Origin of the sequence: Nitrosomonas sp. (assembly GCF_019635155.1) — a bacterium.
In the GTDB taxonomy this organism is placed as follows: domain Bacteria; phylum Pseudomonadota; class Gammaproteobacteria; order Burkholderiales; family Nitrosomonadaceae; genus Nitrosomonas.
Genome location: NZ_JAHBZY010000010.1, coordinates 76,008 through 101,026 on the forward strand (window position 1 = coordinate 76,008; position 25,019 = coordinate 101,026).

General features: G+C 42.5%; 30 protein-coding genes and 1 pseudogene. 29 read left to right on the forward strand and 2 right to left on the reverse strand.

All coding sequences use genetic code 11. The annotated features are described in order from the left end of the window. The first annotated feature begins 22 nt into the window (after nucleotides 1–22). The 29 genes and pseudogenes from KF839_RS08640 (at nucleotide 23) to cyoE (ending at nucleotide 22,934) form a co-directional block, all read left to right on the forward strand. Nucleotides 23–388 (forward strand): DUF6164 family protein, encoded by a 366-nt coding sequence (locus tag KF839_RS08640; RefSeq protein WP_292917439.1) that lies wholly within the window; start codon nucleotides 23–25, stop codon nucleotides 386–388. A gap of 103 nt (nucleotides 389–491) precedes the next feature. Further along, nucleotides 492–1,013, forward strand: a complete 522-nt coding sequence (locus tag KF839_RS08645) for a cytochrome P460 family protein (RefSeq protein ID WP_292917440.1) — start codon at nucleotides 492–494, stop codon at nucleotides 1,011–1,013. 71 nt (nucleotides 1,014–1,084) lie between these two features. After that, nucleotides 1,085–1,471 (forward strand): Hpt domain-containing protein, encoded by a 387-nt coding sequence (locus KF839_RS08650; RefSeq protein WP_292917441.1) that lies wholly within the window; start codon nucleotides 1,085–1,087, stop codon nucleotides 1,469–1,471. Nucleotides 1,472–1,531: 60 nt separating this feature from the next. Next, nucleotides 1,532–2,716 (forward strand): acetyl-CoA C-acyltransferase family protein, encoded by a 1,185-nt coding sequence (locus tag KF839_RS08655; RefSeq protein ID WP_292917442.1) that lies wholly within the window; start codon nucleotides 1,532–1,534, stop codon nucleotides 2,714–2,716. Nucleotides 2,717–2,850: 134 nt separating this feature from the next. Beyond that, entirely contained in the window at nucleotides 2,851–3,231 is a 381-nt protein-coding gene (locus KF839_RS08660; protein ID WP_292917443.1) for an ATP synthase subunit I, read from the forward strand. A 31-nt stretch (nucleotides 3,232–3,262) separates the two neighbouring features. Then, nucleotides 3,263–4,072 carry a F0F1 ATP synthase subunit A gene (gene atpB, locus KF839_RS08665; RefSeq protein WP_292917444.1) on the forward strand — a complete coding sequence of 270 codons (810 nt, stop codon included), beginning with the start codon at nucleotides 3,263–3,265 and terminating at the stop codon, nucleotides 4,070–4,072. Between the two features lie 54 nt (nucleotides 4,073–4,126). Beyond that, nucleotides 4,127–4,399 carry a F0F1 ATP synthase subunit C gene (gene atpE / locus KF839_RS08670; protein ID WP_013646518.1) on the forward strand — a complete coding sequence of 91 codons (273 nt, stop codon included), beginning with the start codon at nucleotides 4,127–4,129 and terminating at the stop codon, nucleotides 4,397–4,399. A 37-nt stretch (nucleotides 4,400–4,436) separates the two neighbouring features. Next, complete coding sequence (locus tag KF839_RS08675; protein WP_292917445.1) at nucleotides 4,437–4,910, forward strand: F0F1 ATP synthase subunit B; 474 nt, start codon at nucleotides 4,437–4,439, stop codon at nucleotides 4,908–4,910. Continuing rightward, nucleotides 4,910–5,446, forward strand: coding sequence for a F0F1 ATP synthase subunit delta (locus KF839_RS08680; protein ID WP_292917446.1), 537 nt, complete (start codon nucleotides 4,910–4,912; stop codon nucleotides 5,444–5,446). The genes KF839_RS08675 and KF839_RS08680 overlap by 1 nt, the downstream gene beginning before the upstream one ends. A 12-nt stretch (nucleotides 5,447–5,458) precedes the next feature. Next, on the forward strand, nucleotides 5,459–7,000 hold the full coding sequence (gene atpA / locus KF839_RS08685) for a F0F1 ATP synthase subunit alpha (protein ID WP_292917447.1): 1,542 nt from the start codon (nucleotides 5,459–5,461) through the stop codon (nucleotides 6,998–7,000). A gap of 2 nt (nucleotides 7,001–7,002) precedes the next feature. Then, the gene (gene atpG, locus KF839_RS08690; protein WP_292917448.1) at nucleotides 7,003–7,887 is read left to right on the forward strand and encodes a F0F1 ATP synthase subunit gamma; all 885 of its coding nucleotides are present in this window, start codon (nucleotides 7,003–7,005) and stop codon (nucleotides 7,885–7,887) included. A 31-nt stretch (nucleotides 7,888–7,918) separates the two neighbouring features. Then, nucleotides 7,919–9,298, forward strand: coding sequence for a F0F1 ATP synthase subunit beta (gene atpD, locus KF839_RS08695; RefSeq protein WP_292917449.1), 1,380 nt, complete (start codon nucleotides 7,919–7,921; stop codon nucleotides 9,296–9,298). Nucleotides 9,299–9,313: 15 nt separating this feature from the next. After that, nucleotides 9,314–9,736, forward strand: a complete 423-nt coding sequence (locus KF839_RS08700) for a F0F1 ATP synthase subunit epsilon (protein ID WP_292917450.1) — start codon at nucleotides 9,314–9,316, stop codon at nucleotides 9,734–9,736. A gap of 115 nt (nucleotides 9,737–9,851) precedes the next feature. Continuing rightward, entirely contained in the window at nucleotides 9,852–11,234 is a 1,383-nt protein-coding gene (gene glmU, locus KF839_RS08705) for a bifunctional UDP-N-acetylglucosamine diphosphorylase/glucosamine-1-phosphate N-acetyltransferase GlmU (protein ID WP_292917451.1), read from the forward strand. Between the two features lie 259 nt (nucleotides 11,235–11,493). Next, on the forward strand, nucleotides 11,494–12,222 hold the full coding sequence (locus tag KF839_RS08710) for a YebC/PmpR family DNA-binding transcriptional regulator (RefSeq protein ID WP_292917452.1): 729 nt from the start codon (nucleotides 11,494–11,496) through the stop codon (nucleotides 12,220–12,222). A 24-nt stretch (nucleotides 12,223–12,246) separates the two neighbouring features. Continuing rightward, the gene (gene ruvC, locus KF839_RS08715; RefSeq protein ID WP_292917476.1) at nucleotides 12,247–12,765 is read left to right on the forward strand and encodes a crossover junction endodeoxyribonuclease RuvC; all 519 of its coding nucleotides are present in this window, start codon (nucleotides 12,247–12,249) and stop codon (nucleotides 12,763–12,765) included. Further along, nucleotides 12,762–13,346 carry a Holliday junction branch migration protein RuvA gene (gene ruvA / locus KF839_RS08720; RefSeq protein WP_292917453.1) on the forward strand — a complete coding sequence of 195 codons (585 nt, stop codon included), beginning with the start codon at nucleotides 12,762–12,764 and terminating at the stop codon, nucleotides 13,344–13,346. The genes ruvC and ruvA overlap by 4 nt, the downstream gene beginning before the upstream one ends. A gap of 24 nt (nucleotides 13,347–13,370) precedes the next feature. Beyond that, nucleotides 13,371–14,417 (forward strand): Holliday junction branch migration DNA helicase RuvB, encoded by a 1,047-nt coding sequence (gene ruvB, locus KF839_RS08725; RefSeq protein WP_292917454.1) that lies wholly within the window; start codon nucleotides 13,371–13,373, stop codon nucleotides 14,415–14,417. A 32-nt stretch (nucleotides 14,418–14,449) separates the two neighbouring features. Beyond that, nucleotides 14,450–14,887, forward strand: a complete 438-nt coding sequence (locus tag KF839_RS08730) for a hypothetical protein (RefSeq protein WP_292917455.1) — start codon at nucleotides 14,450–14,452, stop codon at nucleotides 14,885–14,887. 111 nt (nucleotides 14,888–14,998) lie between these two features. Beyond that, complete coding sequence (locus KF839_RS08735; RefSeq protein ID WP_292917456.1) at nucleotides 14,999–15,670, forward strand: Bax inhibitor-1/YccA family protein; 672 nt, start codon at nucleotides 14,999–15,001, stop codon at nucleotides 15,668–15,670. 88 nt (nucleotides 15,671–15,758) lie between these two features. Beyond that, complete coding sequence (locus KF839_RS08740) at nucleotides 15,759–15,938, forward strand: hypothetical protein (protein WP_292917457.1); 180 nt, start codon at nucleotides 15,759–15,761, stop codon at nucleotides 15,936–15,938. A 438-nt stretch (nucleotides 15,939–16,376) separates the two neighbouring features. Further along, a pseudogene (gene coxB / locus KF839_RS08745) lies at nucleotides 16,377–17,129 on the forward strand (cytochrome c oxidase subunit II); the annotation flags it as partial. 15 nt (nucleotides 17,130–17,144) lie between these two features. Continuing rightward, the gene (ctaD, locus tag KF839_RS08750) at nucleotides 17,145–18,731 is read left to right on the forward strand and encodes a cytochrome c oxidase subunit I (RefSeq protein ID WP_292917458.1); all 1,587 of its coding nucleotides are present in this window, start codon (nucleotides 17,145–17,147) and stop codon (nucleotides 18,729–18,731) included. 121 nt (nucleotides 18,732–18,852) lie between these two features. Beyond that, nucleotides 18,853–19,404 (forward strand): cytochrome c oxidase assembly protein, encoded by a 552-nt coding sequence (locus KF839_RS08755; protein WP_416362359.1) that lies wholly within the window; start codon nucleotides 18,853–18,855, stop codon nucleotides 19,402–19,404. A 9-nt stretch (nucleotides 19,405–19,413) separates the two neighbouring features. Beyond that, on the forward strand, nucleotides 19,414–19,623 hold the full coding sequence (locus tag KF839_RS08760) for a DUF2970 domain-containing protein (RefSeq protein ID WP_292917459.1): 210 nt from the start codon (nucleotides 19,414–19,416) through the stop codon (nucleotides 19,621–19,623). A gap of 31 nt (nucleotides 19,624–19,654) precedes the next feature. Further along, the gene (locus KF839_RS08765) at nucleotides 19,655–20,512 is read left to right on the forward strand and encodes a cytochrome c oxidase subunit 3 (RefSeq protein WP_292917460.1); all 858 of its coding nucleotides are present in this window, start codon (nucleotides 19,655–19,657) and stop codon (nucleotides 20,510–20,512) included. Between the two features lie 182 nt (nucleotides 20,513–20,694). Then, nucleotides 20,695–21,423 (forward strand): SURF1 family protein, encoded by a 729-nt coding sequence (locus KF839_RS08770; RefSeq protein ID WP_292917461.1) that lies wholly within the window; start codon nucleotides 20,695–20,697, stop codon nucleotides 21,421–21,423. Beyond that, nucleotides 21,386–21,970, forward strand: coding sequence for an SCO family protein (locus KF839_RS08775; protein ID WP_292917462.1), 585 nt, complete (start codon nucleotides 21,386–21,388; stop codon nucleotides 21,968–21,970). Before KF839_RS08770 ends, KF839_RS08775 begins: the two co-directional genes overlap by 38 nt. 70 nt (nucleotides 21,971–22,040) lie before the next feature. Beyond that, nucleotides 22,041–22,934, forward strand: coding sequence for a heme o synthase (cyoE, locus tag KF839_RS08780; RefSeq protein WP_292917463.1), 894 nt, complete (start codon nucleotides 22,041–22,043; stop codon nucleotides 22,932–22,934). A gap of 95 nt (nucleotides 22,935–23,029) precedes the next feature. On the opposite strand, the gene KF839_RS08785 is transcribed toward cyoE, so the two are convergent. Then, nucleotides 23,030–24,406 (reverse strand): FAD-binding oxidoreductase, encoded by a 1,377-nt coding sequence (locus KF839_RS08785; protein WP_292917464.1) that lies wholly within the window; start codon nucleotides 24,404–24,406, stop codon nucleotides 23,030–23,032. 18 nt (nucleotides 24,407–24,424) lie between these two features. Further along, the gene (locus tag KF839_RS08790) at nucleotides 24,425–25,000 is read right to left on the reverse strand and encodes a BON domain-containing protein (RefSeq protein WP_292917465.1); all 576 of its coding nucleotides are present in this window, start codon (nucleotides 24,998–25,000) and stop codon (nucleotides 24,425–24,427) included. Between the last annotated feature and the right edge of the window lie 19 nt (nucleotides 25,001–25,019).

Here is a 25,019-nt window from a genome sequence, read left to right on the forward strand (position 1 = left end):
ATAACATAACCGAAGAGCGTTCATGGCAAAAATTTTATTCCGGTTGAATGATGTTCCCGATGACGAAGCGGACGATGTGCGCGAATTGCTTACGGATAATGCGATCGACTATTACGAAACATCGGCGGGAAATTGGGGGGTATCAATAGCGGCAATCTGGCTTGTGGATGACAGCCAGTATGATAAAGCCCGCGCGCTCGTGGATGTTTATCAACAAACACGTAGCGCAAGAATGCGTGAAGAATATGAACGCGCGAAACGCGAAGGAAAGAGTCATACATTTCTGGGGACGGTTAGAAATAGGCCGATCAGTTTTACAGTGCACTTAGCGCTTGCTTTACTGGTTTTGTATTTGTCGGCAAAACTAGTGCTGGATCTGGCGGCATAGACAAATTTGATCAAGTTATCAATCTTTATCGTTTTATGCGTTATGATATCGATTGGAAGCTTGTTTAACTTGGTGACTTTCAATATCATTCAGGAGAAAAAACATGAAAAATATATTCAAAACAGTGGCTGCATTTTTGGCGTTTACTCCATTACTGGTTCAAGCGGGAGGTGATCCGGAGCACGTTAAGTTTCCTAAGGATTACGACAAAACCTTTACCTTATATGCGACGATGAATCGTGCAAACCAGACACAACTGGCCAAGCTTTATGCCAACGAAACAACCATTTCAAACTATAAGCAAGGGAAAAACGGCGGATCGGGTGCGGTTGTGGTAATGGAAATTTATACACCGAAAAAAGATGCGGAAGGTAAGCCGATTCCCGGTAGCGATGGTCTTTTTGAAATCGATTCGCTGGCAGCAGTTGCAGTGATGGAAAACAGAAGCGACTGGGATGCTTCTTTTTCGAAGGAAAATCGTACGGGTGACTGGGGTTTTGCTCTTTACAATCCGGACGGTAGCGTGAAAAGCAACGAGTTGAATTGCGTTCAATGTCATACGCCATTGCAAGCGCAGGATTTCTTGTTTACTTACCAGAAATTGGTTGATTTTGTTAAGAAATAGTCAATTTCTGAATGAATTGACCGGATAGCTCCGGCTATCCGTTATCATGCCTCGGATTGTATTGCCTCAGTATGAGCTTTGACCCTCAAGATCGAATACCATCGATTTCTGTCGTTAACTTTGATAAATTGGATGCATTACGCCGAATGGACCCGGCGGGTGGCGCCGATTTCCTGAAAAGATTAGTGGGCATTTTTTTAGCGTCTACTCCCGGGGCTGTCATGCGAATCGAAGCAGCCATTCAGGCGGATGATCGCATCGGGATGATTCAAGCAGTTCATTCATTACGATCAAGCGCTGCTAATGTCGGTGCCGAGCAACTTTCGGATATTTGCCGATTACTGGAAGACTCCGGGGATCATTTGCAAAAGAAAGATATTGTTGAATTGTTATCAAAATTGCAGCATGAATTCCAATTGGTGACAATCGCGTTGCAGGACTTGCAGAAAGATTTTTAGAATGATGATCAAATCCGCTGCCCTTGAAATCACGCCGGAAATTTAAATTGTGGAGCTATCGTGCGAGAAGTTGTCATACTAAGCGGTGTACGAACAGCAATCGGCGGTTACGGTGGCTCTCTGAAAGATATCGCTCCTACTGATCTGGCGGCAAAGGTGGTTGATGAAGCTGTTCGTCGTGCTCAGGTGGATACTGCGGAAATAGGGCATTTGGTTTTCGGGAATGTTATTCATACGGAAGCGCGTGATATGTATTTAGCGCGCGTGGCCGCCATACAAGGAGGATTGCCGCAGCATGTATCGGCTTTAACCGTAAATCGGCTGTGTGGCAGCGGGTTGCAAGCGATTATTTCCGCAGCGCAGAATATCCAGTTGAATGATACGGATGTGGCAGTAGCCGGTGGTGCGGAGTCCATGAGCCGTGGTGGTTATTTGCTGCCGGCATTGCGCTGGGGGCAACGCATGAATGATGGCAGTACTGTGGATATGATGGTGGGTGCATTGATCGATCCTTTCGATCGTGTGCATATGGGCATCACCGCTGAAAATATTGCATCGAAATGGCAAATAAGCCGTCAGGAGCAAGATACTTATGCGGTTGAAAGTCATCGTCGCGCAGTACACGCGAGTAAAAGCGGTTATTTTAGAGAACAGATATTGCCAATCGAAATTTCCAATCGCAAAGGAACAGTCGTTTTTGATACGGATGAGCATCCTCGGGAAAATGCGGACATTGAAAATCTCGCTAAACTCAATCCTGTTTTTCTGCGGGAAGGAACGGTTACTGCAGGTAACGCCTCAGGTATCAATGATTGCGCTGCGGCATTAGTGTTGATGGAAAGCGGTGCGGCACAAAAGCGGAAATTAAAGCCGATGGCTCGATTGATTTCATACGGCCATGCAGGCATTGATCCGAAATTCATGGGAATGGGGCCAGTCCCTGCTGTGCAAAGCGCTCTGCGGCGTGCGAATCTTAATATCTCAGATCTGGACGTGATCGAATCTAACGAAGCTTTTGCGGTTCAAGCGTGCGCAGTAGCAAAAGAATTGCATTTCGATCCGGAAAAAACAAACCCGAATGGCGGTGCTGTGGCATTAGGTCATCCAATAGGTGCTACAGGTTCAGTCCTTACAATCAAAGCCATTTATGAGCTGCATCGTACCGGAAAACGTTACGCATTGGTAACAATGTGTATTGGTGGCGGTCAGGGAATCGCAGCTATTTTCGAAAGACTTGATGCTTGAAGCGAGTTTTAGTTTTTTGTCGCAGTTAAAAGCGCATTTAAAGGAATTCTACGTTGACTGTATAGCATTATTCGACTATAGTTGCGGTTTTTTTAAGTGTAGCTATGCTGTCTGTCCAAGGGCAGGTGAAAAACATGTCTTGGATTAAGAGTAGGCCGCTTAAAATAGTTCTTCGCATACAGTTGTTGACTACACTTGCAGCAGCAACCGTTTTCTGGCTTCTGATGGATATGCATAGTGCAATTTCAGCGCTATTTGGAGGAACGGTAAACGTAATTGCTTCTGCAGTTTATGCAGTTATGGTGTCTCAACATAGCGGTTTTACGGCAGGTGCGGCGCTTAGGACGGCGCTCAGGGCTGAGGCAGTCAAAATAATATTGACGATCGGCCTGTTATGGATGGTGTTTAAATATTACGAAAATGTAAACGCATTTGTATTTATTGGAACATTTATCCTTGTTGTTCTGGTTTATAGTTTGGCGCTTTTGGTAGCGGACAATACAAAGTCAAAATAAGATAAATTCATCATAGCGAAGTAGGCAGTACATGGCATCCGAAACAGAACTTACTCCAACATCATACATTGATCACCACCTAACCTATTTAACAACGCAAGTAAGTAAAGGTTCATTCTGGGTTCTTCATGTTGATACATTGATCACCTCAATAATCCTTGGCGTCATTAGCTTTGGCTTTATATGGTTGGTTGTGCGTAAAGCGACTCCGGGAGTCCCCTCCAGAACTCAAGCATTCGTTGAATTGGCTGTCGAGTTTATCGATAACGAAGTTAAGAATACTTTTCATGGTAATCGACACGCATTGGTTGCACCGATGGCGTTAACCGTTTTTGTTTGGGTGTTGATGATGAACGCCATGGATATTTTGCCGATCGATATCATGGCGTGGATTACTGAAAATATTTTCGGTATGCATAATTGGAAGATTGTGCCGACAACCGATGTAAATACAACCTTTGCTCTAGCATTGTCAGTTTGGTTTTTAATGCTTTACTTTAATGTAAAGGTGAAAGGAATTGGCGGGTGGATGCATGAGCTTTTCTGTACACCGTTTGGTAAGAATCCATTGCTTTGGATCTTAAATCTGCTATTTAATTTTATTGAATACGTATCCAAGCCTCTTTCTCATTCTTTGCGGCTATTTGGTAACATCTATGCAGGTGAAATTATATTTCTTCTGTTGGGAATGTGGGCGGCAACAGGTGTGTCGGGGACCATTTTCGGGGCGGTTCTGGGCGCTGGGTGGGCAATTTTTCACATCCTGATTGTGACGTTGCAGGCCTTTATATTTATGATGTTGACGGTAGTTTATATCTCAATGGCGCATGAATCACATTAAAATCTAAAGCTTTTTTTGTTGTATTTTATTAATCTTTATTAGAAGGAAACTAAAATGGAGAACTTGCAGTATTTGGCAATGATTCAAGCATATACTGGAATAGGTATTGGTTTGATGATTGGATTGGGCGCAGCGGGAGCCTGTATCGGTGTTGGTGTGATGTGTAGTCGTTTTCTTGAGGGGGCGGCACGTCAACCCGAAATGATACCGACTTTACAAGGTAAAGTGTTTTTGTTACTGGGCTTGACTGATGCGTCTTTCATTATTGCTGTAGGTTTGGCGATGCTGTTTGCATTTGGTAATCCATTGTTGGCAGTAATTCAGTAAAAGTATTGTTGTTTCAATCTGAATTTATAGGCTTGTCATGAATATTAATTTTACTTTAATTTCTCAGGCGATAGCCTTCTCGGTATTTATTTGGTTCACTGTTAAATTTGTTTGGCCACCATTGTTGCGTGCGATTGAAGAAAGACAAAAAACAATTGCAGATGGATTGGCGGCAGGAGAGAGGGGGCGCCATGAATTGGAATTGGCGAGCCAGCGTTCGTCTGATGTGTTGAAAGAAGCGAAACAAAGAGCATCGGAAATAATAGTGCAAGCTGAGAAGCGGGCTTCAGAAATTATTGAAGAAGCAAAAGTAGCTGCAAAAGAGGAAGGTAATCGGATAGTTACCGGTGCAAAAGCAGAAATTGAACATGAAATGTTTAGCGCAAAAGAAGTGCTAAGGCAACAAGTCGCTGAGATCGCGCTTGCGGGAGCGGCAAAAATTTTGCGTCGTGAAGTGGATGCAAAAGCACATGCTGAATTACTTGATACGATACGGGATGATCTAAAATAATGGCGGAAGCAATTACAGTTGCCAGACCCTATGCAGAGGCGGTATTTAGGTTTGCCTTAGAAAATAAGGCGTTGTCTCAGTGGTCCAAAATATTGCAAATTGCTGCTGAAATAGCGGAAGACGATCAGATCAAGTTGCTGATAGGCAATCCATTAGTGCCGGTTGAGCAACTGAGCGAACTATTTCTCGAAATTGGTGGGAAAAAATTTACTCCAGAAGCCCGTAATTTTATCAGACTGATAATTGAGAATAAGCGGATACTCGTGATGCCTCAAGTAAGGGATTTATTTGAGCAGCTAAAGGCGCAGCATGAGGGTGTATTGGACGCGAAGATCATCACGGCTTTCAAGCTAGAGAGCGGGCAGTTGAGTGATTTGGTGGCAGACTTGGAAAAAAAATTCAATCGCAAAGTTGAAGCTCAAGTGAGCGTAGACCCAGAAATAATAGGCGGAGTGAAGGTTGAAATTGGTGATGAAATCTTCGATGCTTCTATACGTGGAAAACTTGAAGCAATGACCATTGCTCTTAAAAGCTAGGAGTTAAATAAAATGCAGTTAAATCCATCCGAAATCAGTGAATTGATTAAAAAAAGGATAGAAGGACTAACAGATACAGCAGAAGTTAGAACGCAAGGAACCATAGTTTCAGTAACAGATGGAATTGTTCGCATTCACGGTTTATCGGATGTGATGCAGGGTGAGATGTTAGAATTTCCGAATAATACTTTCGGATTGGCTTTGAATCTAGAAAGAGACTCTGTGGGTGCTGTTATTCTGGGTACGTACGAACATCTCCGGGAAGGCGACACTGTAAAATGTACAGGACGGATCTTGGAAGTTCCGGTTGGCGAAGGTTTGCTGGGTAGGGTTGTGAACGCATTGGGACAGCCCATTGATGGCAAAGGTCCAATTACAGCGGCAAGATCGGAACCAATTGAAAAAATTGCTCCTGGTGTGATTTGGAGGCAATCGGTAGATCAACCGGTACAAACCGGTTTGAAATCCGTGGATTCGATGGTGCCGGTGGGACGTGGGCAACGTGAACTAATTATTGGCGATCGGCAAACTGGTAAAACTGCGGTAGCGATTGATGCGATTTTGAATCAGAAAGGTCAAAATATGCTTTGCATCTATGTTGCGGTAGGCCAGAAAGCATCTTCAATTGCCAACGTAGTGCGTAAACTAGAAGAGCGAGGAGCAATGGAATATACCATTGTAGTCGCAGCGACAGCATCGGAATCTGCTGCAATGCAATTTATTGCTCCATATTCAGGTTGTACGATGGGGGAGTATTTCCGCGATAGAGGACAGGATGCACTCATTATATATGACGATTTGACCAAGCAAGCATGGGCGTATCGTCAAATTTCTTTGCTGTTGAGACGCCCGCCGGGACGGGAAGCTTACCCTGGTGATGTGTTTTATCTTCATTCTCGTTTACTTGAAAGAGCAGCTAGAGTAAGCGCGGCTTATGTAGAAAAAGAAACGAATGGTCAAGTGAAAGGAAAAACAGGTTCGTTAACGGCATTGCCGATTATTGAAACGCAAGCAGGTGACGTTACAGCTTTCGTTCCGACAAATGTCATTTCAATTACTGACGGACAGATCTTCCTTGAAACGGATTTATTCAATGCTGGTATTCGCCCTGCAATCAATGCGGGTGTATCCGTCTCACGGGTAGGCGGTGCGGCGCAAACGAAAGTCATTAAAAAGCTTGGTGGTGGTATACGTTTAGCTTTGGCGCAATATCGTGAACTGGCGGCATTTGCACAATTCGCATCGGATTTGGATGAAGCAACACGCAAGCAGCTAGAGCGCGGGAAAATGGCGACTGAGCTGATGAAGCAACCCCAATACGCAACTCTTAGTGTGTCGGAAATGGCGTTGACATTATTTGCCATCAACAATGGCTATTATGATGATGTCGAAGTGAATCGTGCTTTGGCTTTTGAGGCTGCGTTGAAGAGCTATATCAAGGCTCAGCATGGTGCAATCCTTGATAAAATCGAGAACAATAAAGAACTGGATGCTGAAACAGATAAAGAATTGGCATCGGCGATTCAAGAATTTAAGCAAAGTGGAACCTATTAGCGATGGCTGGCAGCAGAGAAATACGAAATAAAATAAAGAGCGTAAAAAATACGCAGAAAATTACGCGCGCTATGGAGATGGTGGCGGCGTCAAAAATGCGGAAAGCTCAAGATCGCATGAAAAAAGCGCGACCATATGGTGAGAAGATTCGCAATGTCGCTGCACATATGAGTCGAGCGAATACTGAATATCGCCATCCTTTCCTAATAGAACGCGATACGGTTAAGCGCGTTGGAATTGTTATTGTTACATCTGACAAAGGCTTATGCGGTGGTTTGAATACAAATGTGCTACGAAAAGCCTTGAATCAAATGAAACGCTGGGAAGCTGAGGGCGAGCAGCTTGAAGTTTGCTGCATAGGCAATAAAGGCCTAGGTTTCATGAGTCGCATAGGTGCAAATGTGATTTCACAAGTCATTGCACTTGGAGATACTCCCGATATTGCAAAGCTCATTGGAGCAGTAAAGGTTGTGTTGGATGGATACACACAAGATCGCTTTGACCGAGTGTTTATTTTTTACAATCGCTTCATCAACACAATGAAGCAAGAGCCAGTAATGGAGCAGTTACTGCCATTGACAGATGAGCGCATCCAGGGTGTGGAATCGGCGAATGAAAGACCGAATACCTCGTGGGATTACATCTATGAGCCTGAAGCGAAACCTGTGATTGATGATGTCATGATTCGCTATGTCGAGGCATTGATTTATCAGGCTGTTGCAGAAAATATGGCATCAGAGCAATCAGCAAGAATGGTGGCTATGAAAGCAGCGTCAGACAATGCCGGTAATGTCATTGATGAATTAACTTTAATTTATAACAAGTCTCGACAAGCAGCAATTACCAAAGAATTGTCCGAAATTGTCGGGGGCGCTGCAGCCGTTTAAAATAATTTTTGTATTAGTTTAGGGAACAACAATGAGCCAAGGAAAAATTGTACAGTGCATTGGTGCGGTAATAGATGTGGAATTTCCACGCGATTCTCTTCCGAACGTATACGATGCATTGGTAATGGAAGGATCAGAGCTAACGCTTGAGGTGCAGCAGCAATTAGGCGATGGTGTGGTGAGAACAATCGCACTCGGTTCTTCCGATGGTTTGCGTCGCGGAATGATGGTCGATAATACTGGTAAGCAAATTACAGTACCAGTGGGCGCCAAGACATTGGGGCGTATTATGGATGTTTTGGGACGCCCTATAGATGAAATGGGTGATATCGGTGCAGAGCAGAAAATGTCGATACACCGTGAGGCACCAGCGTTTGATGAACTCTCAGCTTCTACGGAATTATTAGAAACAGGCATCAAAGTAATTGATCTCATATGTCCGTTTGCTAAGGGTGGTAAAGTTGGCTTGTTTGGGGGTGCGGGTGTTGGCAAGACTGTCAACATGATGGAATTAATCCGTAATATTGCAATTGAGCACAGTGGCTATTCGGTATTCGCAGGCGTTGGCGAGCGCACACGTGAGGGTAATGATTTTTATCATGAAATGAAAGATTCAAAAGTACTTGATAAAGTCGCATTGGTATATGGTCAAATGAATGAACCGCCCGGGAATCGTTTACGTGTGGCTTTGACGGGTTTAACAATGGCTGAAGCATTCCGTGATGAAGGGCGCGATGTTTTGTTCTTCGTGGATAATATATATCGCTATACCTTGGCGGGTACGGAAGTATCGGCATTGCTCGGTCGTATGCCTTCAGCGGTTGGCTATCAGCCGACATTGGCGGAAGAGATGGGGCGTTTGCAAGAACGAATAACATCAACTAAAACAGGCTCCATTACATCAATACAGGCAGTATATGTGCCAGCCGATGATTTAACGGATCCTTCACCAGCAACAACATTTGGACATTTGGATGCAACTGTGGTGTTATCGCGCGATATCGCATCTTTGGGTATTTATCCAGCGGTCGATCCTCTTGATTCAACGTCACGGCAGCTGGATCCGCAAGTGGTGGGTGAAGAGCATTATAATACCGCTCGATCTGTTCAACAAACATTACAACGTTATAAAGAATTGCGGGATATTATTGCGATTCTAGGCATGGATGAATTGTCTGCCGAGGACAAGCTTACAGTTAGCAGGGCTCGGAAAATTCAACGTTTCTTATCGCAACCATTTAACGTGGCGGAAGTATTTACGGGATCACCAGGAAAATATGTATCATTGAAAGATACGATTAAAGGTTTTAAAGGCATTGTTGAGGGTGAATATGATGATTTACCCGAACAAGCTTTTTATATGGTAGGCAGTATCGAAGAAGCAGTCGAGAAAGCTAAAACACTTCAATAATTTTTGAGCGAAATAATGGGAACTGTTTTTCATCTAGATATTGTTAGTGCGGAAGAATCGATATATTCTGGACCTGTTGAATTTTTGGTCGCACCAGCTCAGATGGGGGAAGTGGGTATTTATCCACGGCATACGCCTCTATTGACAAGAATTAACTCAGGTATGGTTCGCATCAAAGCTCAGCTAAAAGATGAGGAATTGGTATATGTATCTGGAGGCGTGCTTGAAGTTCAGCCGGATGTGGTAACAATTCTCGCTGACACGGCGGTTAGAAGTCACGATCTTGACGAAGCTAAAGCAATTGAAGCTAAAAGAGCAGCTGAAGAAGCAATGAAGAATCGTGAATCCGAATTGGACTATGCAAAAGCGCAGGCCGAGTTGATGGAAGCAATGGCGCAATTAGCCGCAATTGATAAATTAAGGAAACGTAAGCATTAAAAAATTTCTGATTCAATAAAAAAGGCGACAATGGTCGCCTTTTTTTGTATCTATTGAATGAATTTGTAATAATTAAACGAATAAATTCAAACCACCAAGCGCAATTTTAATCAAGATGCATACAGAAGAAAAAAAAGTGAATGTTGTGATTCTCGCAGCCGGTGCGGGAAAACGAATGCATTCGATGTTACCGAAAGTATTGCATGAAATTGCCGGCCGATCTTTACTTCAGCACGTGGTCGATAGAGGGCGATCATTGATGCCAGATAAAATTTGTATAGTTATTGGTCACGGTGCGGCACAAGTGAAGCATTCAATGCTTGCAGAAGATGTGAATTGGATTCTCCAGGACCAGCAATTGGGAACTGGACATGCGTTATTACAAGCATTACCTCAGTTGGACGCGAATGGTGTTACATTGGTTTTGTATGGCGATGTTCCATTAATCAGCCAAGGTACTTTGCAAAAATTAATGACTGTCTCTGCGGGTAAGTATTGTTCGCTGTTAACAGCCGTTTTTGATAATCCGTTTGGCTATGGAAGAATTATTAGAGATTTTGAGACCGGAGAAGTGGCAGCGATCGTTGAGCAAAAAGATGCGACGGTGGATCAGCAGAAAATATGCGAAATCAATACGGGTATCATGATGATACCAAATGTTCGTTTACATTCATGGTTACCAGAAATCAGCAATAATAATTCCCAGCGCGAATATTATCTGACGGATATCATTGCTTTAGCTGTGAGAGATGGCGTCGAAGTTAAAACGATTCAGGCAGATAATTATTGGGAAGTTTTGGGTGTTAACAGCAAGACTCAACTTGCCAAGCTTGAGCGCATTTATCAAGAAAATTATTCCAGAGAATTAATGGAAAAAGGCGTTAGGTTGATGGACCCGGAACGTATTGATGTTCGTGGGGACTTAAATTGCGGATCTGATGTTTCAATTGATATTAATTGCATATTTGAAGGTACAGTAACATTGGGTAACTCAGTGCAGATAGGTGCGCATTGCGTTCTAAGGAACGTCAGAGTTGCTTCTGGCGTCATTATTCAGCCTTTTTGCATGATTGAAGATGCAGAAATTGAAGAGGCTTGTAAAATTGGCCCTTATGCAAGAATCCGACCAGGGACAAAACTTGCGAGCCAAGTTCATATTGGAAATTTCGTTGAAGTAAAAAATAGTCAAATCGGTCCATATAGTAAAGCCAACCATTTAAGTTATATCGGAGATTCCACGATTGGTCAGCATGTTAACATTGGTGCTGGAACAATCACTTGTAACTATGATGGGGTCAACAAGTATCGTACAGTAATCGAAGATGATGTATTTATTGGATCGGATACGCAATTAATCGCCCCCGTAAAAATTGCCAGAGGATCAACGATCGGGGCCGGATCAACAATCACCAAAGAGACGCCGGAAAATCAACTAACACTATCAAGGTCAAAACAAGTCAGTATTGCAAACTGGAGGCGTCCAGAAAAAAAGAAATAAAATATAATCGTGAAATTGTTCAAATTTACTGTGTTTGAAATTGTGAGTAAGATGATGAAAAAAGATTAAATGCCTTGCTAGTAAGTTTGCAAAGTATGAGTTAACAGCGATTCGGAATGGTGATCATTCGGGTTTTTAGCAATATGTTATTTTGGAAAAGGCGGAATTCAATGATTGAAGAGGTTCGTGCTGAACAATAATTGCTTCCGATTTGAGTGTTTTTGCTAATAAGCGATCTACAATTTAAGGATACTAATTAATGGCTGGTCATAGTAAATGGGCTAACATCAAACACAAGAAAGCAGCGCAAGATGCTAAACGCGGTAAAGTGTTTACGCGGCTCATCAAAGAGATAACGGTGGCTGCTAGGATGGGGGGGGCGGATCTGGATAGTAATCCCCGGCTGCGATTAGCAGTTGATAAAGCGTATGATCAAAATATGCCAAAGGATAATATCGAACGAGCGATTAAACGCGGCAGCGGAGCTCTTGATGGAGTCGATTATGAAGAAATTCGCTATGAAGGGTATGGCATAAACGGTGCTGCCGTTATGGTTGATTGCATGACGGATAATCGTGTTCGTACGGTTGCAGATGTTCGTCATGCATTTACCAAATTTGGTGGAAATCTTGGAACCGATGGTTCCGTCAGTTTTTTATTCAAACATTGCGGTCAGCTGATTTTTGCACCTGGAACCGATGAAGAAAAGCTTATCGATGCAGCGCTTGATGGCGGTGCGGAAGACGTAATCAGCAACGATGACGGCAGTATTGAAGTGATTACTGCTCCGTATGAATTTATCAATGTGAAACAAGCATTGGAGAAAGCGGAGTTTAAAGCCGAGCATGCAGAGGTTACTATGAAGCCTAGTAGCGAGGCATTGTTAGCTGGCGAGGATGCGGTAAAAATGCAGAAATTGTTAGATGCTTTAGAGAATCTTGATGATGTTCAGAATGTTTATACTACCGCATTGATTAATCAGGATTAGTTTTTATTTTGAATAGGTGAAAAAATTCGCATTCTCGGTATAGATCCAGGCTTACGCATCACCGGTTTTGGAGTGATCGAGAAAAATGGCAGCCATTTGACTTATATCTGTAGTGGAAGCGTTAAAACATGTGAAGGTGATTTACCTTCGAGACTCAAAGAAATTTTAGATAATATTCGTGATGTGATTGAGCAGTATCAGCCGGATCACGTCGCTATCGAGCAAGTTTTTGTCAATCTAAATCCTCAATCCACTTTGTTGCTGGGACAAGCGCGCGGTGCCGCAATTTGTGCGGCTGTAGCGAATAATTTACAGGTGGCGGAATACACAGCTTTGCAAATCAAACAAGCAGTTGTCGGTAAAGGTCATGCTAGCAAAGAACAAGTCCAGCAAATGGTTATGCGATTACTGAATCTAACGGCTCATCCGAGTTCTGATGCTGCTGATGCTCTGGCGTGTGCGGTGTGTCATGCTCATGGAGGGTTGGGTTTGGGAAAAATTTCAACCACGGGATATCGTATGAAGCGGGGACGGTTAGTGTGATAGGGCGATTGACTGGCGTGTTGATAGAAAAACACCCACCGCACGTGCTGTTGGATGTGCGAGGTATTGGTTACGAAATTGATGTTCCAATGAGTACTTATTATGATCTTCCGGTAAATGGCACGGAAGTTACCCTTTATACGCATCTTTTGATACGTGAAGATATACATTTACTGTTTGGATTCGCAACAGAGCCCGAACGGCAAGTTTTTCGACAGTTAATAAAGGTATCCGGTATTGGAGCGAGAACAGCGCTTGCTCTCTTGTCCGGATTGAGTGTACAAGATTTGTATCAAGCGATAGGCACTCAAGATAGTGCACGTCTAATCAAGATTCCTGGAATAGGGAAAAAAACTGCAGAGCGGTTATTACTTGAATTGCGAGATAAGCTCAGCTCTAAAGTGATCGATGCTGAAGCAATCTCATCTTCGTCGAGAAATGGTAGTGATATGCTGAACGCTTTATTGTCACTAGGTTACAATGACCGAGAAGCAAATTGGGCTATTGATCAAATTCAACCGGAAGCATCGTTAACAGATGGAATACGTCGGGCATTACAGTTGCTATCCAAAGAAAGGTAGCGTAAATGATAATGGAACTTTGAAATGATTGAAGTTGACCGGCTGATTACAGCAGCACCTTCCTCTTCCCAGGAGGAAATTCTTGAGCGGGCACTACGTCCTAAACAGTTGCAAGAATACATCGGTCAGGAGAAAATTCGGGAACAGCTGCAAATTTTTATTGCAGCAGCCAAAAAACGCCATGAAGCACTCGACCATGTATTGTTGTTTGGTCCGCCAGGTCTTGGTAAAACGACACTTGCGCATATTATCTCGAAAGAGATGGGGGTCAGCCTACGGCAGACTTCTGGTCCGGTTTTAGAGCGTCCTGGTGATTTGGCAGCTTTGTTGACTAACCTGGAACCCAACGACGTATTATTTATTGATGAGATTCATCGCCTTTCGCCAGTAGTGGAGGAGATTCTCTATCCGGCATTGGAAGATTATCAGTTGGATATTATGATTGGCGAAGGACCCGCAGCACGATCTGTCAAATTGGATTTGCCATCTTTTACATTGGTGGGTGCCACGACTCGGGCGGGAATGCTTACAAACCCGCTTCGTGATCGCTTTGGTATTGTGTCTCGTTTGGAATTTTATACCGCGGAAGAACTTTCTAAGATAGTGATACGGTCCGCCGGATTGTTGAATGTGAAAATTTCATTCGATGGTGCATTTGAGATCGCGCGACGCTCTCGGGGGACTCCACGTATAGTAAATCGTTTGTTACGCCGGGTTCGTGATTATGTGGAAGTTAAAGCGGATGGACATATTTCCCGTGAACTGGCGGATGCAGCTTTAAGCATGTTAGATGTGGATGCAATAGGTTTGGATGTGATGGATCGGAAATTGCTGCTGACTGTGTTGGAGAAATTCAACGGTGGCCCCGTGGGTGTGGATAATCTTGCTGCAGCGATCGGTGAGGAACGGGATACTATTGAAGATGTATTGGAGCCTTACTTGATACAACAAGGTTTTTTAAAACGCACATCAAGGGGGCGAGTAGCGACTGCAGCGGCTTTCCAGCATTTTGGTTTCGCATTGCCAACTACCAACGGATCGATAGGAAATTTCTGGGGAAACAATGAATAATGAGTTGTTAAACTGATAATCAATTAATTCAAATGCAAGTTCATACATTACGTTTTGTCGTAGCCGTATTGCTAACTTTGATTGTAATGCTGTTTTTCTATACCAATCGCGAGAAAGATTACTATAGCAAAAGTGCGGAACCAGCTATAAAACAAATACTCACTGAAATTTCTGGCTGGGAAAAACAAACCTTCTTGCATCATTTAGCACCGGAAACCAAACAAACACTTACCGATAAAGAGCTAGATAAATTGATGGATTACTATCGAAGTTTTGGCCGCTTTCACTCTATAGTCGAGCTGAGTTTTTCGCGAACTATGAGTGCATTTTCATTGGTTGGGGAGAAACGCATTAATTATTCTGGTGAAGCAACATTTGATTCTGGATTGGCTAGCCTAAATATTACACTAATCGAACGAGACGGATATTTTCTTGTATATAATTTTGCCTTGGCGAAAGTAGCCAAGTAGTGGTTAAAATAAAAGGACCACAAGATTCATGATACTATGACTTGAACTATATCAGGGATATAGTAGTCCTATTTGCCGTTAGAATGTTTTTTATATGGAGGCTATTTCATAATGAATCAAAATTTTTCATCAGTAGCTCAAAGCTCTTCATCGGTGCTTGCTACAAATAAAGTCTTGCGTAATACCTATATGCTTTTGTCGTTGACTCTGCTGTTCAGCGGATTGACTGCTGCACTATCAATGGCGCTGAAAATGCCGCCAATGACTTATTTGATTTCAGTTATTGGTGGTATGGTGATAGCAATGTTTGTATTACCGCGTTTTGCAAACTCATCGGCGGGGATCGGGATTGTTTTCCTGATTACGGGTCTATTGGGATTCGGATTGGGGCCAGTGCTGACCATGTATGCTTCGTTACCGAATGGTGGCAACATCATTACTTTGTCATTGGGTGGTACAGGAGTCATATTTATGGGGTTGTCCGCTTATGCGCTAGCTACTAAAAAAGATTTTAGCTTTTTAGGTGGTTTTTTGATGGTAGGTTTTTTACTAGTACTATTAGCGGCGGTAGCTAATATCTTCTTGCAGATACCGGCAATGTCATTGATGATATCAGCGGTTGTTATCATGATAATGAGCGGTTTTATTCTTTATGATACGAGTCGCATCATTCATGGCGGTGAAACCAATTATGTGTTAGCTACGATAGGTTTATACATGACCATTTTTAATATCTTTATCAGTTTGTTGCAAATTTTAGGTATTATGGGTAACGATGATTAATCACTAAATCCTAATGAGGAATGAATAAAGCCCCGGTAGAACCGGGGCTTTTTTTGCGCTGTCAGATAGTTTGACGAGGGGAATTGAGATGGATTGGATGCAGATTGTTTCAGCTTTGGCGTTAGTGGCGTTTATTGTTATTCTCTTGCCGTCAGCGCGGTATATGATCAAAAATAGCCCGAAGGGCACATCATCCGACTGGATGAGTTTCGTAATCCCTATTTTTGCGGTAATCGTATTTATTGCACTTCTGATAAAGCTGGTGTGAAAATCGAATATTCTTTGAGTTGTGATAATTAAAATAATCGTTTTTCTATATTCATTTGTAACAATACCATTTTATAAACATGGGAATATTGCTATAAAAATCATGATTTTCCCTTGTTTGAGTAACTGCAGCATGCTAGAATTTCCACTCGATTAATTAGCATGTAGAAGTGTTCTATAACTAATAAAATCTAAGTTGCGGATAAAAAGGAAATTCGGCCAAGGAAATGAAATTATCGTCAATCATGGTGTGGTTTTAACAAGACAAGATTTTGGCGTATGACTTCCGTAAGCTGGCTGAACAGGATAAGCGTTCAGGTTTGTAGCGTTCTAAGTCGTACCTGAAATCTGTAAAATTAGTAATCATGTGGGGGGAAATATGAGAAGTAAATCAGCAGCAACCCTGGCGGGGGTATCCGCTCTCGCTTTGTACTCAAGTATGGCGGTGGGGTCCAAATATAATTTGCCTGAGCCGCAGAGTGTGATAGCGCAAGATATCTACGATCAACATATTGTGTTGATGTGGATATGTTTAGTAATTTTTATTGGTGTATTTGGCGTTATGTTTTATTCTGTGCTAAAGCATCGTAAATCTCTTGGATATAAAGCAGCAAATTTTCATCATAGTACTACTGTTGAGATTATATGGACAGTCATACCTTGTCTTATTCTTGTGGTGATGGCGTGGCCGGCGACCAAAACCGTTATTGCGATGAAAGATACTTCTAGTCCAGATATAACCATTAAGGCAACTGGGTATCAATGGATGTGGGGATATGATTATTTGCAAGGCGAAGGAGAGGGAATTAGTTTCTTTAGTAAACTATCTACACCGCGTGCGCAAATTGAAAATAAAGCGCCGAAAGGGGAAAACTATCTGCTGGAAGTTGATAATCATGTGGTTGTGCCTGTAGGTAAGAAGGTGCGGGTTATTTTAACGGCAAATGATGTGCTCCATGCTTGGTGGGTGCCGGCATTGGGGGTTAAGCAAGATGCAATCCCGGGTTTTATTCGTGATACATGGTTTACCGCAGATAAGCCGGGAATCTATCGTGGTCAATGTGCGGAATTATGCGGCAAGGATCATGGGTATATGCCAATTGTGGTGGAAGTGATGGATGCGGATGAATATAGCAAATGGGTGGCAGCAAAATCGTCTGCGGTTAAAACATCAATGCATCTAGAAAACAAGTAAAAGGAGATAATTATGGCAGCAGTACATGGTGACGCACACGGTCACGAACATGATGATCATCATCCAAGCGGTATAATGCGTTGGATTACAACAACGAATCATAAAGATATCGGAACGATGTATTTGTGGTTCAGTTTTGCGATGTTTCTGGTGGGTGGAACGCTAGCAATGGGAATTCGCGCCGAGCTTTTTCAGCCCGGCATACAAATATTAGAACCGGAATTATTTAATCAATTCACGACGCTGCATGGCTTGATAATGGTGTTTGGCGCCATTATGCCGGCGTTTGTTGGTTTTGCTAACTGGCAAGTGCCATTGATGATTGGTGCGCCAGATATGGCATTTGCGAGGATGAACAACTGGAGCTTCTGGTTGCTACCAGTAGCGGCTACGCTATTGGTAAGTTCATTCTTTGTTCCCGGTGGTGCGGCTGCAGGTGGTTGGACATTCTATCCCCCGCTTTCAACACAGGGCGGATTGGGCGTTGATCTGATGATCTTCTCAGTTCACATCTTGGGTGCGTCTTCAATTATGGGATCGATTAATATCATTACCACCATTTTGAATATGCGTGCTCCAGGCATGACATTGATGAAAATGCCAATGTTTGTTTGGACATGGCTGATTACAGCTTATTTGCTTGTGTTGGTGATGCCTGTATTGGCGGGTGTGGTAACCATGCTTTTGACAGATCGCCATTTTGGTACTAGCTTCTTCAACGCGGCAGGCGGTGGAGATCCTGTGATGTTTCAGCATATTTTCTGGTTCTTTGGGCATCCAGAAGTATATATCATGATTTTACCTTCCTTTGGCATTGTGTCGGAAGTAATTCCAACCTTCTCACGTAAACCATTGTTTGGATATTCTTCAATGGTTTATGCAACGGCTTCAATTGCAATTTTGTCGTGTGTGGTATGGGCGCACCATATGTTTACTGCCGGTATGCCAACTGTTGGTCAGCTATTTTTTATGTATGCGACAATGCTGATTGCTGTACCGACCGGTGTAAAAGTGTTTAACTGGACGGCCACAATGTGGCGTGGTTCGATGAGTTTTGAAACTCCTATGTTGTTTGCGATTGGCTTTATCTTCTTATTTGTAATCGGTGGTTTCAGTGGTGTAATTTGCGCCATTGTGCCAATTGACATTCAAGTACAAGATACCTATTACGTAATCGCTCACTTTCATTATGTACTTGTTTCTGGTTCTTTGTTTGCTTTATTTGCAGGAGCTTACTATTGGATACCGAAATGGACAGGTCGTATGTACAATGAAACGCTGGGTAAATGGCACTTTTGGTTGTCAATGTTCTTCTTCAATTTGACATTCTTTGTGCAGCATTTCTTGGGATTGGCGGGTATGCCACGTAGAATTCCAGATTACAACTTGCAATTCGCTGATTTCAACATGATTTCAAGTATTGGTGCATTTGGGTTTGGATTAACTCAGCTTCTTTTCCTCTACATTATGATTAGTTGTATTCGTAGCGGAGAAAAAGCACCTCAAATGCCATGGGATGGCGCAACAACTTTGGAATGGACGCATTTGCCAACACCAGCGCCTTACCATAGTTTTGAAAAACCACCTATTGTTAAGTAAATAAAAGCAATTAGGAATTTTGTATGTCACAAGAAACAGATTTGAAGCGTAAAAAAGTTAAAACAGCACTGTTTTTGTTAATAACGGTAGTTGCGTTATATTTAACGGTAATCATTAAACAATGGGAATGATAAATAGTAATCCAAAAGCTAATGTTTTAATGCTGAAAAAGTTGTTTATTTTCACATTGATCATGTTTGCATTTGGTTATGCGTTAGTTCCGTTTTATGAAAAGTTTTGCGAAGTTACCGGCATTAATAATCTGTTAAATCCTGATGTATTAAGTAAGGATAACTGGGTGGATGAAGAGCGCTGGTTGGCGGTTGAGTTTGATGCCAATGCAAGAGGATTACCTTGGAGTTTTAAATCACTTCAAACCAATGCTCGAATCCATCCCGGTGAACCAATTACTGTGATGTACGAGATTACGAATAATTCAGATCGTGAGATTGCTGGGCAAGCAATACCAAGTTATAGTCCACGCTATCTGGAAAAACATCTGAAGAAATTGGAATGTTTTTGTTTTACAAAACAGGTGCTTAAACCAAAAGAAACGAGGCAAATGCCAGTTCAGTTTGTAATTGATCCCAGCTTACCCGTTGAGATTAATACAGTAACGATTTCATATACTTTTTTTGAATTGCCTGAAGGCGTAAATGTTATCAAAAAGTAAGGCGACATTTTGAGCAAGCAGACAGATAAGCCCGCAAAAGCAAGTATTTTACAAGTTGCGAAAGCTGTAATGTTTGCGTTCATGGGAATTCGAAAAAAAAGTGATCTTGAGCATGATGCTGCAACATTAACACCAGTTCAAGTGATTTTAGGTGGAATTATTGGCGCGATACTATTCGTTCTTGGTGTAATGCTGATTGTCAGATTGATAGTGAGTTAGAAATTAAAAACATAAGTAAGAGGAGAGAAGAATGAGTCAAGAATCAGGACATTATTATGTCCCAGCTCCATCGACGTACCCAATCATTGGATCGACGGCGATTTTGTTTATGGGATCAGGCGCCGCTTTGACCATGAACAAGATAGAAACAGGATATTGGTTATTGGCAATTGGTTTTGCTATTCTGATATATATGCTTTTTGGATGGTTTGGAACGGTAGCGAGAGAAAGCGAAGGCGGAAAATATGGGACGCAAGTCGATAAATCTTTTCGCTGGGGAATGAGTTGGTTTATTTTTACGGAAGTTATGTTCTTTTGCGCATTTTTCGGCGCTCTGTATTACATGCGTAATCTTTCAATACCATGGTTAGCAGAAGAAAGCACTGTGTTGGGGAATAGTTTTTGGTCATCGTATGATGGAAAGTGGCCGACGGCTGGTCCTGGAGAATATGATCCATTCACTCCAATGGGAGCTTGGGGATTGCCGGCATTTAACACGTTGTTACTATTGACTTCCGGTGTAACCTGCACAATCGCACATTGGAGGCTTAAAGAAAACAGACGTGATGGTTTAAAACTCTGGTTATTGGCAACGATCGCATTAGGTGCAACGTTCATTGCTTGCCAAGCTTATGAGTATGTTCATGCTTATCAAGATTTAAATCTCAAATTAACAACGGGTGCATACGGTGCGACATTTTTCATGCTAACCGGGTTTCATGGTTTCCATGTGACTATTGGAACGATTATGTTGATCGTTATCTACTTCCGTAGTGCGGCTGGGCACTTTTCGCCCGAGCATCACTTCGGATTTGAAGGCGTGGCATGGTATTGGCACTTTGTCGACGTAGTATGGTTGGGGTTGTTTGTATTCGTATACCTGATGTAACGAAATAACAGCGGTTTTTCTTACAAAATTCCAGCTTTTGCACTAAAGGAAATTGAAAGGTGAAAAAGCTGGAATTTGTCATTATCGAGAGTAAAAATGCAATGCTGTTGAGTTTTCCTGCTATAGATGAATCCTAAGAATTTCGCAAAGAATCTGTTCAAATTTACTGGCAATGCTGATTGATGAACATTCTAGGATATCGATTTGAACCAAGACTATGGTCAATTATTGTAACCATAGCAGCAATCTTAATTTTTATGAATCTCGGCTTATGGCAATTATCGAGGGCGGATGAAAAGCAATCCAAACATGAGCAGTTAGAACAATTCGCAAAGCAGCCCCCGGTATTATTACCTGCCAGTATGGTTAAGCTAAGAGATTATGAATATCGGGATGTGGAAGTACAAGGTGAATTTGTTAATGAGAAGACAATTTATCTGGACAATAAAACTTATCAGGGAAGAGCGGGTTATCATGTTATTACGCCGCTAAGAATTTCAAATAGTTCTTCACATGTAGCTATAAATAGAGGTTGGATAGCTACGGGTTACGATAGGTCAATATTGCCGCCTATTATGGAAATAAAAGACGAAGTACAAATAATAGGCACTGTTGTTTCACCAGATATCAAAACGTTTGAGTTGTCTGATAAACAAATAGAGAATCAAGTTTGGAGCAGTTTCTCATTTGAGAAATATCAGCAATTTGTCGGATTAAAAATGCAGCCTTTGTTGATTTTACAAAAAAGCAAAGATGATGACGGACTAATAAGAGAATGGCATAAACCCGATTCAGGAGCATCGAAAAACATTGGTTATGCAGTTCAATGGTTTTCGCTTGCAGCCACAACAATAATCATTTTTATAGTATTGAATGTCAAACGAAGAAATAAAGAAGAGCAACAGGCGTAAATTCATTCTTCTGTTGATTTTGATGTGCCTACCGGTTTTTGTTTCTTATGCACTGTATTTCATGGAATACAGGCCGGAAAGCAAGAATTATGGTGATCTAATACCGATCGTCAAGCTTGCAGGCAAAGGTACGAATCAATTAGATAATACCATTCTTCGAATAAAAGATTTGCATGGAAAGTGGGTATTATTAACTGTGGACTCAGCTGAACATTGCAGCGAAGCATGTATGAAAAAGCTTTACTTCATGCGGCAAGTTCGGATAGTACAAGGTAAAGAAAAACATAGAATCGAACGACTCTGGCTAATCAACGATAATACGAAACCCAGTGAAGAATTATTGAAGGAATATGAAGGGACGTATTTTGTAAGCGCGAAAGATAGCGAGTTGCTCGAATTGATCGAAACCAAGGAATCACAAATAAAGCATATTTATTTGATAGATCCTATCGGAAATTTGATGATGCGATTTCCGGAGGATGTTGACGGCACAAAAATGGGGCATGATCTGAAACGTTTACTTCATGTTTCGCAAATAGAACATTAAATAACCATTGCTATAAAAAATTTTATAGCAATAGTAAGAGATTAAAGAAAAGTATAAGGAGATTAATGATATGGCTTCCAGTATGACATGGCAAGAAACGGCGTCGCGTATCAATCAATTCTATAAATTAACCAAACCGCGTGTGGTATCGCTGATAGTTTTTACTGCAGTAATTGGCATGTTTTTAGCGGTTCCCGGAGCAGTACCGTTGGATACATTAATTTTAGCGACGATTGGCATCGCATTGGTGGCAGGCGCTGCAGCCGCTTTAAATTGTTTGGTTGAACACAAACTGGATGTGGTGATGGCAAGAACGAAAGGCAGGCCTTTGCCACAAGGAAAAGTCAGTGTTCCTGAAACATTGTTTTTCCTGTCAATCGTTGGTGGTTTGGGATTGTTCATTCTATATTACTGGATCAATGAACTGACTATGTGGCTGACCCTCGGGACTTTTGTCGGCTATGCCATCATTTATACCGTGATATTAAAACCATTGACGCCGCAGAATATTGTGATCGGCGGTGCATCGGGTGCCATGCCACCAGTTTTGGGGTGGACCGCGGTGACTGGAGAAATTTCAAGCGATGCATTATTGCTGTTTTTGATTATTTTTGCCTGGACGCCTCCCCATTTTTGGGCACTGGCGTTGTATCGCAAAAATGAATACGCATCTATCGGCATGCCGATGCTGCCAGTGACACACGGCGATCAATTTACGAAATTGCATGTGCTGTTGTATACATTCATTCTATGTGCCGTCACGATTCTTCCATACGTGACCCAAATGAGCGGTATGATTTATCTGGTAAGCACGTTGATATTGAATGGTATTTTCTTATACTATGCCATCGAAATTTACCGCAATTACAGCGATAAACTGGCTCGCGAAGCATTCCGCTACTCGATTTTATATCTGGCATTGCTGTTTGTCGCATTACTGGTTGATCATTACTTTCATTTCTAGAATTTTCTGATCAATTTACAAAAACTGCGGTTGCAGTATTTCCATAGCGGTGGAACTGCAATCGCTTTTATATTTTTAAGAACAGGCGGTTTGCTTCAATTTGGAGCAGGAAACAATTTGCCAGGATTAAGAATATTATTCGGGTCAAATACCTGTTTAATGGCGCGCATCAGATTGAGCGTTGAAGCATCGATTTCTTTCGTAATGAAAGCGCGCTTTTCACTGCCAATACCATGTTCACCGGATAAAGTGCCGCGCAGTTTAATCACCAAATTAAACACTTCATCCAAACACCGTTCAGCACGCGCTACTTCGTCAGGATTATCCGGATTGATCAGTAAGTTGACGTGAATATTGCCATTGCCTGCATGACCGAAATTGACATTGTGCAGTTGATAGTGATGACTCAATTGTGTCAGTCCAGTCAGAAATTGAGGCAAGGTATCAACCGGTACGACGACATCTTCATTAATTTTTTTCGGTGCGATTTCTCGAAGTAATGGAGACAAAGCTTTGCGAGCTTTCCACAGTGCTGGAATGTTGTCGACCTCACCCGCAAAAATCAACTCGGAAGATTGACAAGCAGCTAAAATAGCGGCTACCGCTTCTGCTATGTCAAGACTGGAGCCATCCACTTCAATCATTAGCATGGCATGCGTGTCAGCAGGCAGCATATCGGGATAGCGGCCACGAATTAAATTGAGAGAACCGGCATCCAAAAATTCCAGAGCACTTGGCAATTGCGGCAGCGTCATGATTCTAACGATCGCTGCGGCACAACTGGAAAGATCACGGTAGTGAGCAGTAATGCCGGTGACAGCATTGGGTAACGCGGTTAATTTCAACGTGGCTTCCGTGATGACTGCCAGCGTTCCTTCGGAACCGATAAGTAGGCGAGTCAAGTCATAACCGACCACTCCTTTAGTCGTGTAGCAGCCGGTTGTAATAATATCTCCAACCCCCGTTACGGCTTTCAAACCTAAAACATGTTCGCGCGTGGTGCCATATTTAACCGCATGCGGACCGCCGGCACTGGCTGCAATATTACCACCGACTGTTGAAAACGCAGCGCTTGAAGGATCCGGCGGCCAGAAAAAACCATGCGGCTTGGCCGCATCCTGCACGGATTGATTCAAAACACCCGGTTGCACCACGATAACGCGGTTTGCAGGATCGATAGCCATGATATGGATCATGCGCTCCAGCGATAGGGCAATGCCGCCGAATTCAGGTAAACAGCCACCTGCAGTGCCAGTGCCTCTGCCGCGAGGAATTAATGGCACTCGGTATTGGTTGCACAGAAGGATAGTTTGCCGGATCTCATCGGCTGATAAAGGAAACAAGACCGCATCCGGTGGGAAGATCTTGCGGCTGTTATCGTAGGCATATGCATAGCAATCCACCGGATCAGTATAAAAACGTTCGGGTGGAAATATGCGATCTAAGTGCGCGCTCAGGTCGGCTGGCAACATGGGATAAACCGATGCATCTTAATTCATGTATTCGAATACTTTCACAACTTTACGGACACCGGAAGTGGAGCTGGCGATTTTCGCGGCATTGTCGGCTTCTTCACGCTTAACAATGCCCATTAAGTAAACCACTCCATTTTCCGTCACGATTTTTACGTGATTAATCTGAAATTTCCGCTCTGCGAGAAAACGCGCTTTTACTTTGGATGTCAGCAATGTGTCATTACTGCGCGAAGCCAGTGTAGTATTTCCGGCTACGGCGATTTCATTGTGAATGCGGCGTACATTATCGACGCCCATTACCAATCGCTCAATATTATGTTTGATCTCTTCAGATGGCGCTTCGCCGCTTAACAAAACCACTCGGTTATAACTGGTTACATTGATATGCACGCTATTACCGAATTGTTGATGAATACGTCGCGAGCTTTTGAGCTCAATACCTTCGTCCTCAATGAAAATGCCACTGGTTCTTCGATCTTCGGCAATATAAGAATCTGATCCGGAAGCTGTGCTCAGAGTGTACATCGGACAACCTGACAACAATGGCAGACATAGAAAAAGTAACAACCAGTTCCTATTGAAAGATTTCATTTACTGGGCTCCATAGAAT

Bases quoted from the DNA above. Each gene is read 5' to 3' on its own strand.
- KF839_RS08770 (WP_292917461.1), top strand. From the start codon at position 20,695: ATGAACATTCTAGGATATCGATTTGAACCAAGACTATGGTCAATTATT.
- KF839_RS08650 (WP_292917441.1), top strand. From the start codon at position 1,085: ATGAGCTTTGACCCTCAAGATCGAATACCATCGATTTCTGTCGTTAAC.
- KF839_RS08680 (WP_292917446.1), top strand. From the start codon at position 4,910: ATGGCGGAAGCAATTACAGTTGCCAGACCCTATGCAGAGGCGGTATTT.
- KF839_RS08660 (WP_292917443.1), top strand. From the start codon at position 2,851: ATGTCTTGGATTAAGAGTAGGCCGCTTAAAATAGTTCTTCGCATACAG.
- KF839_RS08700 (WP_292917450.1), top strand. From the start codon at position 9,314: ATGGGAACTGTTTTTCATCTAGATATTGTTAGTGCGGAAGAATCGATA.
- KF839_RS08710 (WP_292917452.1), top strand. From the start codon at position 11,494: ATGGCTGGTCATAGTAAATGGGCTAACATCAAACACAAGAAAGCAGCG.
- KF839_RS08645 (WP_292917440.1), top strand. From the start codon at position 492: ATGAAAAATATATTCAAAACAGTGGCTGCATTTTTGGCGTTTACTCCA.
- KF839_RS08765 (WP_292917460.1), top strand. From the start codon at position 19,655: ATGAGTCAAGAATCAGGACATTATTATGTCCCAGCTCCATCGACGTAC.
- ruvB (WP_292917454.1), top strand. From the start codon at position 13,371: ATGATTGAAGTTGACCGGCTGATTACAGCAGCACCTTCCTCTTCCCAG.
- KF839_RS08735 (WP_292917456.1), top strand. From the start codon at position 14,999: ATGAATCAAAATTTTTCATCAGTAGCTCAAAGCTCTTCATCGGTGCTT.
- glmU (WP_292917451.1), top strand. From the start codon at position 9,852: ATGCATACAGAAGAAAAAAAAGTGAATGTTGTGATTCTCGCAGCCGGT.
- atpG (WP_292917448.1), top strand. From the start codon at position 7,003: ATGGCTGGCAGCAGAGAAATACGAAATAAAATAAAGAGCGTAAAAAAT.
- KF839_RS08775 (WP_292917462.1), top strand. From the start codon at position 21,386: ATGTCAAACGAAGAAATAAAGAAGAGCAACAGGCGTAAATTCATTCTT.
- KF839_RS08790 (WP_292917465.1), bottom strand. From the start codon at position 25,000: ATGAAATCTTTCAATAGGAACTGGTTGTTACTTTTTCTATGTCTGCCA.
- KF839_RS08785 (WP_292917464.1), bottom strand. From the start codon at position 24,406: ATGTTGCCAGCCGACCTGAGCGCGCACTTAGATCGCATATTTCCACCC.
- atpB (WP_292917444.1), top strand. From the start codon at position 3,263: ATGGCATCCGAAACAGAACTTACTCCAACATCATACATTGATCACCAC.
- atpD (WP_292917449.1), top strand. From the start codon at position 7,919: ATGAGCCAAGGAAAAATTGTACAGTGCATTGGTGCGGTAATAGATGTG.
- KF839_RS08640 (WP_292917439.1), top strand. From the start codon at position 23: ATGGCAAAAATTTTATTCCGGTTGAATGATGTTCCCGATGACGAAGCG.
- KF839_RS08675 (WP_292917445.1), top strand. From the start codon at position 4,437: ATGAATATTAATTTTACTTTAATTTCTCAGGCGATAGCCTTCTCGGTA.
- atpE (WP_013646518.1), top strand. From the start codon at position 4,127: ATGGAGAACTTGCAGTATTTGGCAATGATTCAAGCATATACTGGAATA.
- KF839_RS08730 (WP_292917455.1), top strand. From the start codon at position 14,450: ATGCAAGTTCATACATTACGTTTTGTCGTAGCCGTATTGCTAACTTTG.
- ctaD (WP_292917458.1), top strand. From the start codon at position 17,145: ATGGCAGCAGTACATGGTGACGCACACGGTCACGAACATGATGATCAT.
- cyoE (WP_292917463.1), top strand. From the start codon at position 22,041: ATGGCTTCCAGTATGACATGGCAAGAAACGGCGTCGCGTATCAATCAA.
- KF839_RS08740 (WP_292917457.1), top strand. From the start codon at position 15,759: ATGGATTGGATGCAGATTGTTTCAGCTTTGGCGTTAGTGGCGTTTATT.
- KF839_RS08755 (WP_416362359.1), top strand. From the start codon at position 18,853: ATGGGAATGATAAATAGTAATCCAAAAGCTAATGTTTTAATGCTGAAA.
- atpA (WP_292917447.1), top strand. From the start codon at position 5,459: ATGCAGTTAAATCCATCCGAAATCAGTGAATTGATTAAAAAAAGGATA.